This is a genomic window from Paenibacillus sediminis (assembly GCF_017873765.1).
Taxonomy (GTDB): Bacteria; Bacillota; Bacilli; order Paenibacillales; family Paenibacillaceae; genus Paenibacillus_AG; species Paenibacillus_AG sediminis.
Map to the genome: position 1 here is coordinate 108,202 of NZ_JAGGKP010000003.1, position 12,589 is coordinate 120,790.

The 12,589-nt window shown below is 48.7% G+C and carries 8 protein-coding genes and 2 pseudogenes; 3 read left to right on the forward strand and 7 right to left on the reverse strand.

The genetic code is table 11. The annotated features are described in order from the left end of the window. Positions 1 to 19: 19 nt before the first annotated feature. From J2Z20_RS09145 to J2Z20_RS09155, 3 genes are all read right to left on the reverse strand, one after another. The gene (locus J2Z20_RS09145; RefSeq protein WP_209848535.1) at positions 20 to 985 is read right to left on the reverse strand and encodes a LacI family DNA-binding transcriptional regulator; all 966 of its coding nucleotides are present in this window, start codon (positions 983 to 985) and stop codon (positions 20 to 22) included. Between the two features lie 108 nt (positions 986 to 1,093). Next, positions 1,094 to 4,459 carry a GH36-type glycosyl hydrolase domain-containing protein gene (locus tag J2Z20_RS09150; RefSeq protein ID WP_209848538.1) on the reverse strand — a complete coding sequence of 1,122 codons (3,366 nt, stop codon included), beginning with the start codon at positions 4,457 to 4,459 and terminating at the stop codon, positions 1,094 to 1,096. Positions 4,460 to 4,477: 18 nt separating this feature from the next. After that, positions 4,478 to 6,643 (reverse strand): glycoside hydrolase family 3 N-terminal domain-containing protein, encoded by a 2,166-nt coding sequence (locus J2Z20_RS09155; RefSeq protein WP_209848900.1) that lies wholly within the window; start codon positions 6,641 to 6,643, stop codon positions 4,478 to 4,480. A gap of 332 nt (positions 6,644 to 6,975) precedes the next feature. Between J2Z20_RS09155 and J2Z20_RS17975 the strand changes: the two are divergent. Continuing rightward, positions 6,976 to 7,087, forward strand: a pseudogene (locus J2Z20_RS17975) (carbohydrate ABC transporter permease); the annotation flags it as partial. Positions 7,088 to 7,170: 83 nt separating this feature from the next. Here the strand turns inward: J2Z20_RS17975 and J2Z20_RS09160 are convergent. Next, the gene (locus tag J2Z20_RS09160; RefSeq protein WP_209848541.1) at positions 7,171 to 7,542 is read right to left on the reverse strand and encodes a winged helix-turn-helix transcriptional regulator; all 372 of its coding nucleotides are present in this window, start codon (positions 7,540 to 7,542) and stop codon (positions 7,171 to 7,173) included. 177 nt (positions 7,543 to 7,719) lie between these two features. Here J2Z20_RS09160 and J2Z20_RS09165 point away from each other — a divergent pair, with 177 nt between their 5' ends. Beyond that, a complete protein-coding gene (locus J2Z20_RS09165) occupies positions 7,720 to 8,238 on the forward strand; it encodes a DJ-1/PfpI family protein (protein ID WP_209848545.1) in 519 nt (172 codons plus the stop codon). 226 nt (positions 8,239 to 8,464) lie between these two features. Here J2Z20_RS09165 and J2Z20_RS18340 read toward each other — a convergent pair. Together J2Z20_RS18340 and pruA are read right to left on the reverse strand one after the other, a co-directional pair. Beyond that, positions 8,465 to 8,533, reverse strand: a pseudogene (locus J2Z20_RS18340) (putative holin-like toxin); the annotation flags it as partial. Between the two features lie 18 nt (positions 8,534 to 8,551). Then, positions 8,552 to 10,099 carry an L-glutamate gamma-semialdehyde dehydrogenase gene (gene pruA / locus J2Z20_RS09170; protein ID WP_209848548.1) on the reverse strand — a complete coding sequence of 516 codons (1,548 nt, stop codon included), beginning with the start codon at positions 10,097 to 10,099 and terminating at the stop codon, positions 8,552 to 8,554. A 134-nt stretch (positions 10,100 to 10,233) separates the two neighbouring features. On the opposite strand from pruA, the gene J2Z20_RS09175 reads away from it, so the two are divergent. Then, entirely contained in the window at positions 10,234 to 11,163 is a 930-nt protein-coding gene (locus J2Z20_RS09175) for a proline dehydrogenase family protein (RefSeq protein WP_209848551.1), read from the forward strand. Between the two features lie 13 nt (positions 11,164 to 11,176). On the opposite strand, the gene J2Z20_RS09180 is transcribed toward J2Z20_RS09175, so the two are convergent. Then, entirely contained in the window at positions 11,177 to 12,568 is a 1,392-nt protein-coding gene (locus J2Z20_RS09180) for an NAD-dependent malic enzyme (RefSeq protein ID WP_425342820.1), read from the reverse strand. Between the last annotated feature and the right edge of the window lie 21 nt (positions 12,569 to 12,589).

Here is a 12,589-nt window from a genome sequence, read left to right on the forward strand (position 1 = left end):
ATTAACAACAATAAGGCCGTTACAGCTGCCCTACCGAATCCCCTTTGACGAGCGTGACGTAAATCCGCTCATGGTCGACGTCGTCGCCGGCGATCAGCTTAATCAGCTGTTCAGAGGCCAGCATGCCCCATTTTCTTTTCGAATAATCGATCGTTGCCAGACGCGGCTTGGTATACCCGGACACCTCAATGTTATCGAACCCAATCAGGTGAATGTCACGTCCCACCCGGAAATCCGTCGTCGCCAAATAGTCGTACATCCCGATCGCCATCTCATCGTTTAGACAGAAGACGGCTACAGGACCTGAATATTCCTGAGCGATTCGCTTACCAGCAAGCTCTCCGGCCGATTTGTTAAAATCACCCTCGATCTCGATATACTCGATGTCCGGAATACGGCCTACCGTCTGTTTGACCGCCTGCAGCCGCTGCCTGGAATCGAACGAGTCCTTCGGCCCCGTTACGACATACAGCTTCCGATGCCCCATTTCGATTAAATACTCGGTTGCCAAAGTGGCTCCGGCCTTGTTGTCAAGCAGTACCTGATTCACATTCGGATGGTCCAGATCTCGGTCCATGACAACCAGTTTATGACCGAGATCGGCAAATTTGAGCAGCTCTTCGTTGGAGAAGGTGGCATCGAGGATAATGGCCCCGTCGATCATCCGCTGCGGAAGCAGTAGGTGCGACTGCTTACCACTGCAAACGATAAGGTCATATCCGCTGCGGTTAACGCCTTCCTTCATACCTTGCAACAGTTCGCCGTAAAAGGCCCCGCTGAAATCGGTCAGAAAAGCACCGATAATTTTTGTCTCACGCTTCTTTAAATTCCGTGCAGCCGCGTTGGGAACGTAGTTCAGCTCCTTGGCGATGGCCAGTATTTTAGCAGAAGTTTCATCGGTTACTTTCGGGCTTCCGTTAAGAGCATAAGAGACCGTCGAGATGGAAACGCCAGCTTTTCTAGCAATATCTTTGATACTGACCAAGGCATCCACTCCTACCTTTCCAATACAATTTATTTTGTTATTAATATACCATAATTGTCTAACAGTTTACGCAGCAGCCCGAGTCTGGCATCCTCCCATGCCGCTCCGTTACATGTATATATCAATGACGTTACTCATAGACTGGAGAGCCGCTTCGAGCAGCGCTCTGCTGATTCGCAAGCCGCCTTGTCGGTAGCGGTTCGGTACCGTTTGTGCCGGAACTTCTTCACCGTTCACCGTCACCCGGCTAATCGGTTTGCCGCTAAGATGGTAAACGAATTCGACTGGCCTTCCCATGAACCTGAACTCGAAATGCAGGCCGTCCAAATGGGCAGGGAGAACCGGGTCTACGATCAGGTCGCCAGCGTCCTGACGGATACCTAGACAATTAGAGATCAGCTGATTCATATAAATTCCTGGACCACTGGAGTAAATTCTCCAGCCTCCTTTGACCTGCACTTTTCCCTGCCGCAGATCTTCAAAATGCTCCTGCGCCTCGTAGCGGTTGTTGAACTTACCGTCAGAGCTGCTGAAATACGTATTGCTCTGGCGAAGCTCGGCATTCGGCACAACGTCCTGTAGCCCGATTGGATTGATCATCAGCAAGCCTTGCCATGCCTCATCCTGATACCCCAGCTTCGCCATCGCCTCAACGAAGCGGATATGAGCATGCACGTACTGGAGTCCGATCTCCCTTCCGAAGTTGGCAGCCTGTTCAGCACGCTTAAAGTGGGAACTGACGCCGCCCGCGTAGTTAGCAGGCCTGTTCATCAGCCGGACGCCGTCCGGATAATACAATCGCTCTTTAATCAGAGCGAAGTGGGCCTCCGCCTGCTCCTTGGTCAGCAGTTCGCTAATCATGCTGCGCGTCATCGGCAGCAAACGATAGCTGATGCCGGTCTTCGTGTCGTCCGGATGCAGCATCAGTTCTACCTGCTCCGGATCCTCCATATACAAAAATCCGGGAATGACATCCGTCTTCAGCATATATTTACGGAAATCTGCTTGGATGCCATACGCCAGCTCCTGCAGTTCATTAGCCATCACCGCATCATAACCCGACAGCGCCGAAGCCAGCTGCCTCATCGCCTGGTAAGTCAAGGCGACCGTCCAGCTGCTCACCATATACTGCTTCAGTTGGGCATTCGCTGGCTGGAGTGTATCGTCCCAATCACCGTCGCCGTAAGCGGATAGGTGCGTGCCGTGTAGAAAGTGGTCCTTGATATACTGGATTTCTTTATGGACATGCGCCAGGAGCGCAGGTTTATCTTCCGTGAATTCATACGTGTGCGATTCCATGTACGGCACCGGCTCCTGCAATATGCTGTAATCCTTCGTCGCATTCAAGTAATCGCTAAGCACTTTGAGCGGCCAGACGATAATGTCGCCATGGCTCTCTCCCGCTTGGATCTTATAATACCTGTCGAACATGAACCACTGTGGCCAGTTTCCAGTGTGCTCGTACTGGTGGGCATATACGGTCAGCAGGATGTCGCGTACGACGTCATACTTTTGGGTCGCCATGAAATACTCGACTGGTCCTTGACACACGTCGCGTGTACCCCAAGCCGCTCCGCCATACTGTTCAAGGCCGTGCGGCACAGAGAAATGAACAAGCATATTGTGGGTGTACCACCATGCCAGCGCATTCACTTTGTCCAGTCCGCTTCCATTCTCACCGTTATTCTTACTATTCAAAGAAACCCGGAACCCGTTCATGACCTTTTCAAAATACTGCCGGTACCGGTTGATTTCCGTTTCCGCGTCTCGTTCAGTGAAAGGCAGTTCCTGGCCGTGGAGCAGACCTTGAACGGTCAAACTCCACGACTTGCTCGAATCAAGCGCGATCACGGTCAGCGATGCGGCCCCCGGCTCTACGTTGTCCGCCAGCATCCGTTCGTCGCCGACCGTAAACTCTGCCCCGGACACCCGCATGCGGTAACGCAAATCCGGGTAGACTGAAGCGCTAAGCGCACGGTCGTCAGCCCGGAACGTAATTGTGTTTCCATCCTGTTCCATATGGAACGGCAATTCATACTCGTTATTATTCATCGTCACCTGATTCGTGACAAGATAACGGTATGATTTACCGCTCTCCGAGGTCACCTCAAGCGTTATTTCCGGTGTATCGACCATTGTGTAACTGGTAATCACCAGCGTATCCTCCGGCATTTTGTAGTACCATTTCGCATAATTGAAGCCCATTTCGAACATCGACGGCATCGTCAGCAGACGGTAGCTTCCATCCTTTTCGACATAAATCCGCTGCCCGGATGTTTTCATGACGTTCAGAGCATTGCGGGCATTGGTCAGCATTTTGTTGTTTGACGTGTTGCCGACGACGAGCTGGGCATTGAACATGCCGTACATATACGAGGTCGACGTCAGCACTTGCTCATTCATCCGGTCATTGCCCCCGGTCATGATGATATGCCCGTGCGGTCGTTCGACCCGAAGCTCTTTCTCCTTCAGCACGACATGCTCATGCGCCTTAGTAAAGAAAGAAAGCAGCGTATCGCCTTCCCGTTCCTCATGATGACGGAACGGGAAGCGCTTCTCGATGTCTTCCCGGGTCATATGCAGCGTCTGCAAAGGCTCACCGATCGCCGCCTTAAGTTCTGCCTTCGGGATGGAGCGGCTTGCCCGCGGCTGCTGCGCTTCTTCCTGCGTCCAAGCGTCCGCTACCTCTTCCTCATACTCCAGCGACGTTACGGCGGAAGGATGATTTTCTTTGAACAATCCGTAGAACACAATCCGTGCCGTGCCATCCAGCTGGATGCGTTCGGATTGTAGCGCAGCATAAGCAAATTCATATTGGTAGATTTCATTTGCCAACACTGCCTTTGTTAGCTGCTCCGGCTTGTCCGTTTCCTTATAGGAAAGACCAAAAAATTGAAAACCATCGGTTGAATATCCGACCGCTCCCGTCAGCGCTCCTTGCTGCAAATATGGAAACTTGCCCTGCTGCGGCTGGTTTTGACGAGAACAAATAACATAGCCTTTTTGTTCATCTTCAAACACGTTATGATCTATATATTGAGATAAATACGATTCATTTGAACGCACTGCACCCTTGTCGGCGAGCCCGAGATCCTGCCCGTAAATGACGTCCACTTCGACTGGCTGAGCCCCGGAACCGTCCAGCTTCACATCCCAGAACCATATCCCTCGCTCCGTAAGGCGGAAATCCACTTTATAAGAGATGCCCCACACCGCGCCCTCCCAGGTCAGCGTTTGCTCAGTACAGCTTACACGGCTTGCGGAACGAATGCCGAGTAGCGGCACCGCTTCGATTCCGTCCGATTGATGCAGCCGCAGGTACAAATTGTTTAACGAGCCGTCGATCGGATTCGTAAGAAGCTGATTAAGCAGCGTATCGCCATAAGTGGCCTCATACAGATCCCCGCTGTTCAGAAAAGTAAAACGTAAATTCCCTGCTGACAAATGAAGTCTTGTTTCGGCTTTCGTCGTCATGCTACTTCACTCATTTCTTTATTTTACTAACCGGAACGGTAGCTCCACTGTGTCCCGGCTGTTCGGCCCAATGTAGGCAATGAAATCCCCTGCGTCGCTTGCATAGGTATAGTCCGAATGGTAATAACGAAGCTGCGGCTCGGTAATCGTAAAAGCGACCTCCGTGCTCTCACCCGGCTGCGGCGATATTTTGCGGAACGCTTTCAGCTCTTTGATCGGACGGACGACATCGCCTGCCAGATCACGCACATAAAGCTGCACAACTTCCTCTCCGGGCAGATCCCCGGTGTTGCTCACTCGCACAGTAACCGTCAGCGTCTTATCTGCCGTCATCTCTGCCGCCGACAGCTGCGCGTCTTCGTAAGCGAACGTTGTATAGCTAAGTCCGAATCCGAACGGCAATAGCGGCTCATTCGGAATGTCCAAATACTGCGAAACATAGCGCTCCTGAGCATCGGGTGCGTCTTTCGGTCGACCTGTATTAAAGGCGTTATAATACACTGGCACCTGACCGACTGAATAAGGGAACGACATCGTTAGCCGGCCGGAAGGCATCTCAAACCCGAATAAAAGGTCAGCCACGGCCGCTCCGCCCTCGCTGCCTGGAAACCACGCTTCGAGCACGGCATCCGCCTGATCGATAACGCCATGCAAATCAAGCGGTCGTCCGTTAAACAACACGGCCGCCATCGGTTTGTGCAACGGTTTCAATCGCGCAATGAGTTCAAGCTGAGCCTGCGGCAGCCGGATATCGGCCCGGCTTCCTGCTTCGCCGCTCATATCGGAGTGCTCGCCGAGCGCCAGCACGATGACGTCCGCTTCACGCGCAGCTTCCAGCGCTTCGTTCCACTGCTCTTCCGTAGCGAATGCTTCGATTCCGCAACCTTCGGCGACAGTCAGCAGAGAAGGCTCTGTTCTCGTCGCCATTGCGTCATATAACTGTACCGCTTCTTCCTTCGAACCTTTCCAGGACCACGGTCCGAGAATATCTCCGTTCCTAGTGAACGGACCGATGAGGGCGATCTTTTGTCCCTGCTTAAGCGGCAGCACGTTGTCGTTCTTTAGCAAAACACAAGATTTTACCGCTAGTTCGCGGGACGTGTCCCGATGATCTGTACAGAACACTATTTCGCGTTCCCGCTCCGGATTCGCTCCTCGCAGAGGTTGTTCGAATAAGCCGAGTTTTTTCTTCAATTGTAAAATTCGCAGGACTGCTTCGTCGATAAGCGCTTCATCAACAGCTCCGGACTCCACAAGCGTCTGTAAGTGATGGACATAGGTTGGAGTCATCATTTCGATGTCGACACCGGCCTGTATCGCTTTATAGGCCGCTTCCGCTTCATCCGCCGCAACACCATGCGGAATCATCTCCTTCACAGCTCCCCAATCCGAGATTAGGACACCGTCAAAACCCCATTCCCCGCGCAACAACCCTCTCAGCAGCTGTTTATTACCGCTGACCGGAATGCCATTAACCGTGTTAAAAGCCGTCATCACCATTTCGCAGCCCTCATCGAGCGCCGCTTTATACGCTGGCAAATAGAACTCCCTCAGCTGCCATTCCGACAGATCCACCGTATTGTAGTCACGTCCGGCTTCCGCAGCGCCATAAGCGGCAAAATGTTTCACACAGGCGGCCACTCTGTCCGTCTCCTTCGTCAAATCGCCGCCCTGAAAGCCGCGGACGAACGCGCGGGCGAACAAGCTGTTCAAATACGGATCCTCGCCCGTCGATTCCATGACTCTTCCCCAACGGGGATCGCGCACGAGATCCACCATCGGCGCAAACGTAACGTGAACGCCGGACACCGCCGCTTCAGCGGCCGCGATTTGCGCGCTCTTTTCCGCCAGTTCCAAATCCCAGGAACAGCCAATCGCGAGCGGAACCGGGAAGATCGTTCTATATCCATGAACAATATCCGCCATGACAAGCAGTGGAATACCTAGACGATTGCGCTTTAAATAAGCTTGCTGAATGTCAATAACTTGCTTGGCGCCACTCAAACCGAGTATAGAGCCTGCATTTTGCACGTGCTGCTCTGAAATGCCCATGGATGCCATGGGACCGGTAATCTCTCCTTCGCTCTCCGTCCCTTCAAAGAAAGGCGCAGCCAGCTGCAGCAGCTGGGCGATTTTTTCTTCCATCGTCATCTGTTGAACCAAGGAAAACAGCTGATGATCCATGATTACACCCCTCATTTCTAACTGGAAATCTATTTCATTTTTAAATCTCTATTGCTAATCGAAACGTTTCTATTTGAGGTCAATTTGATTGTATTAAATAAAAATCATATCGTCAATCAAGGTAGATAATTTTATGTTAGCGCTTTCTAAACGTTTCTAATATACAAAATTTCAATAAAAAAAGGCGAATGCGATTACAAAAAAGAAGTTGAATGGCGATTACAATTTGTTTTATAATGACATCGAAACGTTTCGATGGTCCTACATATTCGCATAGCGGCTAACTTCTCGTCATCTTCGTCATTGGCGACGATGAGCGGCCACAGGAAGAGTTTTACCTCGTACTGGCCAACCATGATGATTCCAGGCCAGATTACGATGATTCCCGTGTACCTCATCCTGTATTACATGCATCTGACGAATACGATGATCGGAATCGTGCTGCTACATACTTGATCTAGCATATGAAGAAGAGAAGGCACTTACCTACTAGGTAAGTGCCTTATTTGTAAATAACAGCTCAGCAACTAAGCAGAGCTCTCTTTAATTTGCTCGATCCGTTTCTTGCCCCAATCATACATCATTTCAATAATCGGCAGCAGTGTCATGCCAAGCTCTGTCATCGAATACTCGACACGCGGAGGCACGTCAGGAATGACTTCCCTATGAATAATACCGTCCTCCATCAACTCTTTTAGCTGATTCGTGAGCATTTTGTGAGTGATCTTAGGGAACAACCGCTGCAGCTCACTAAACCGATGAGTCCCTTCCACACCAAGGTGCCATAAAATAACAACCTTCCACTTCCCGCTAATAATGGACAGAGTGAGCTCCTTTTCACAGTTGAAATCACCATTTTTAATTTTCTCGTGTATTTCCTTACGTAATGTATCTGCCATAGCCGTATAATCAGCTCCTTAAATCATAGGTTACTTTTGAGGTACCTCCGCACTAAAAAGTGCATTCTTCCGTATGTGGATGATTACCAGTACAATGATATCGTAATGAGGACGAAATGAAAAATTTCATTTATTCCTTTCAAATTACAATTATATATAGCCTAGGAGGATCATCATATGAGTAAAAAAGCTCTATTAATTATACCACCAGAACGCTTCAACGAGGATGAACTCAACCATCCGAAAGAAGAATTAGAAAAAGCCGGCATCGAAGTAACGATTGCCAGCACTGTAACAGGCGAAATTACAGGCGACTACGAAGGTAAAGCGACAGCTACGACTTTATTTAACAAAGAAACAGCTACCGACTATGACGTTATTGGCGTAATCGGCGGCAGCGGTACAGTTGATCACCTATGGGGCAACCAAGAACTTATTCAATATTTGCAAAAAGCATACGACCAAAAAGTACTCGTGACTGGCATTTGCGCTGGTTCCGTTGTTGTCGCAAAAACAGGTCTGCTTGAATCCAGACAAGGTACTTGCTACCCTGTTGACACAATGATCAATGAACTTAAAGCTAACAATGTTGAATACTTGGAACAAAATGTTGTCGCTTATGACGATGTCATTACAAGCAACGGACCCATGGGTGCGAAAGAATACGGTCAAACATTGGTTAAAGCATTAAGCTAATCGCTTGATCTGAAAATTCAATACGAAAACTAGTCAAAACTGCTGTCGATAAAAGTATTCATCGGCCGATTTTGTTTTAAACTTGAGTAATAAATTTCCATATGATAGGATAATATTGAATAAGGAGCCGTGCGTTAACACGACTCCCAGCACAATATCCGCTGTAAGAGCGGTAGGCTTCGGAAAGCTGATCGTAAAATAGACCGTTTCCTATGGGTAGGGCGGTCTATTTTCGTTTATTCAACGAAATCAGCGTTATGAGTAACAACCCGAAGGTCAGCATTAAACTTAAACCATCGAATCATCCTCATCATTATAACTTCTCAGATACCAGCTTCGCTTGGGTGAACAGCAGCAAATAATCGCGTCCGCCAGCTTTGGAGTCAGTGCCTGACATATTAAATCCGCCAAATGGATGGGTACCGACCAAAGCTCCTGTGCATTTGCGGTTAAAGTACAGGTTGCCTACAAAAAATTCCTCCCTTGCCTTCTCCAAATGAGCGCGGTTATTGGAAATGACAGCACCCGTTAGACCGTATTCGGTATTGTTTGCGATCTCGAGCGCTTCATCAAACGAAGAAGCTTTCATAAACGCCAAGACAGGTCCAAATATCTCTTCTTGTGCAATAGCCGCCTCTGGGTCAACGTCCGCGAATATCGTCGGCTCGATGAAATATCCTCTCTCATCTCCTGTGCTTCCGCCTTGAACAAGTCTTCCTTCTCTCTTGCCGATTTCTATATATTGAATAATTTTGTGATACGATCTGTCATCGATCACAGGACCAATATGATGAGCTAAACTCTCGGGGTTACCCATCGCTAATTGCTGTGTACGTTGAGCAACCTTTGCCAGTACAGTGTCATATACATCCTCATGCACAATAGCTCTGGAACAGGCGGAACATTTCTGCCCGGAAAATCCGAATGCAGATGCGGTAATCGCTTCTGCAGCAAGATCGAGATCACAGTCACTATCGACGATAATCGAATCTTTGCCGCCCATTTCTGCGACGACTCGCTTCAACCATTTCTGTCCTGGTACTGTTCTCGCTGCACGTTCATGAATACGAAGTCCAACATCGCGTGAGCCAGTGAAACTGATGAAACGAGTTAAGGGATGATCCACCAAATAATCTCCAACTTCTCCCCCAGGTCCAGGCAAGTAATTGACGACTCCAGGAGGGAGGCTGACCTCTTGGAGCAGCTCCACGAATTTAGCCGCGATGACTGGCGTATTGCTTGCAGGCTTCAGTACGACTGTATTTCCGGCGACGATTGCGGCAGACGTCATGCCAGCCATAATGGCAAGCGGGAAATTCCAAGGAGGAATGACGATGCCTACCCCAAGCGGAATATAGTACAGCTCATTGTCCTCATCACGAATGCGAGTGAGCTCCTGCGGTTCACTAAGTCGCTCCATTTCACGTGCATAGAACTCCATAAAGTCTATGGCTTCTGCCGTTTCTGCATCGGCTTCCGGCCATGTCTTCCCTGCTTCTACGACAAGCCATGCCGAGAACTCATGCTTTCTCCGGCGCATAATTGCAGCTGCTTTATATAGATAACGTGCGCGCTCGTGCGGGGAAGTTTTTTTCCATGTAGTGAAAGTATTTGATGCTGTCTGAATAGCCTTTTCGGCTAGATCTGTGTCTGCTTGCGATACGATGCCCACAACTTGATCAATACTCGCTGGATTCACCGATTGGAATTGGCGGCTCGTCGTTATTTGTTCACTTCCGATCACGAGCGGATACTCTTTGCCTAGCCAAAGCTTAACCTTCTGTAATGCCGTCTCGGAAGCTCGTCTTTGTCCTTCCTGCGCGAAATCCGTAAACGGCTCGTTCGTAAAATTTACTTTCATTCACCATTTTCCTCCTTATTTGTGGTCATATATAACCATAATCCTCTATATCTAACATATGCATAAAACAAGCAAGTAGAAATGATATCTATAAAACGTGTTTTTCTTACTATGTGGTAAAGGAGATTATTTGCATGGATTTAGGGACAAAGCTATTTCGAACGACACTATTAACGCTCGCAGGGAATAAGGCAGTAGAGTCATTCGCATTAAAATACGGGCTTAAATGGGGAGCGAATAAGTTCGTTGCGGGGAAAACGCTGGAAGAAGCTCTTGAACAGGTAAAGATTCTAAATAATAAAGGCATCAAAGTTACACTTGATCACTTGGGGGAAGGAATCCGTCAATTGGAGGAGGCTGCCTCCTTTAAAGATGAATATTTGCGGATTATTAAGGCGATTCACGCGGCGAAACTAGATTCCAATGTGTCCTTAAAACCAACACAAATGGGGCTGCAGCTAAATCCAGCTGCTTGTTATGAGAACATTCGGGAAATTGTGCGCGAGGCGAACAGATTAGGCAATTTTGTAAGGCTTGATATGGAGGACAGCCCTTACACCGAGGCGACGATCCATATCGTTCGCCGTCTGCATGCAGAGGGACTTACAAATGTGGGCACGGTCATTCAAGCTTATTTACATCGCTCTGAGCAAGATATACTCAAGCTTACCGCAGAACATATTTCGCTGCGCCTTGTGAAAGGGGCATACAAAGAACCGAAGCAAATCGCCTATCAAGAAATGTCACAGGTGAACGACAATTTCAGACGCATCATTCAAATGCGATTAGACAGCGGGGTCTATACAGCGATCGCGACGCACGATGATCGTGTCATTGAGTGGACGAAAAATTACGCAGCACAGCACAATATAAAGAAGGCAGCCTTCGAGTTCCAAATGCTCTATGGCGTGCGTATGCCGCTTCAAGAGGAGTTGGCCCGCGAAGGCTGCCGAGTTCGCTGCTATGTTCCTTATGGACGGATGTGGTATCCGTATTTCATCCGCCGATTGGCGGAAAGACCAGCTAATGTGCTGTTTGTCATTCGGAATATGATGAAGAAATAATTGGCTAGAATGGTTATTCCATCACATTATGTTCTTTTCTTGCGACACCAGAATCATAAGCAGCCTGTGTAACAGCATGCTTCACCTTTTCTACCACTTCGCTATTGAACACCGTTGGAACGATATATTGTTCATTCAGCTCGTGTTCTTTCACGACACTTGCAATCGCATGAGCCGCTGCCAGCTTCATCTGTTCTGTAATTCTCGTCGCTCTGCAATCTAGAACGCCGCGGAATATGCCAGGGAAGCAGAGAACGTTATTAATTTGATTCGGATAATCAGATCTTCCTGTTGCCATAATCCGTACATACGGTTCAGCCTCTTCAGGATCAATTTCCGGCATCGGATTCGCCATCGCGAACACAATGGCATCCGGTGCCATCTGCTTCACGTCCTCAACCTTCAGCAGGTTGGCGCGTGATACACCAATAAAGATGTCTGCACCCTTGATCACTTCAGACAGTGAGCCTGTTTCCTTGTTCGGATTCGTATAACTAGCATATTCATTCCACACTTCATTGTCATACCGTTCAGTAGATGTAATAGCGCCATTGACATCAACACCAATGACATTGCGAACACCTGCCGCGACGAGCAGTTGTGTACAAGCAACACCTGCTGCACCTACGCCGCAAATAACCACTTTGCAGTCTTCTAACTTTTTACCGACAATTTTCATACTATTAATGAGCCCTGCTAGAATGACAACTGCTGTGCCATGCTGATCATCATGAAAAACGGGAATATCCAGCTCTTCACTTAACCGTCTCTCGATTTCAAAACATCTTGGTGCCGCGATATCTTCCAAATTAATGCCGCCGAATACCGGTGCAATATTTTTGATCGTTCGAATAATTTCTTCTGTATCTTGTGTATCAAGACATATTGGAAATGCGTCGACGTCAGCTAGCTGCTTAAACAAGAGCGCCTTGCCTTCCATCACTGGAATCGCGCCAAGCCCTCCTAAATTGCCAAGTCCAAGTACAGCCGTGCCGTCCGACACCACTGCAATCGTATTGCGTTTGATCGTTAGAGAGAACGCCCTAGATGGTTGTTCATAGATCGCTGAGCAGATCTTAGCTACACCGGGCGTGTACACATGGGACAAGTCATCACGGTTTTTAATCGGTACTTTAGGTGCAATTTCAATTTTGCCGCCTAAATGCATGAGGAACGTTTTGTCCGATATGTTGACGACTTTGACGCCGCCCAGCTTGCCCAGCGCCTCAACAATCGTCTGTGTTACGAGTGCATCCTGTACTTTAAAGGTAATATCGCGAATCGTTTTCGACTTGCCTGCACGAATGACGTCCAGTGCGATGATGTCTCCTCCCGATTTGCCTATCGTTGTTGCGATTTCACCGAACGTAATTTTAGAATGATCGATTTCAAGTCGTACAATCATGTTCGTGCTTCCTGTTGAAAA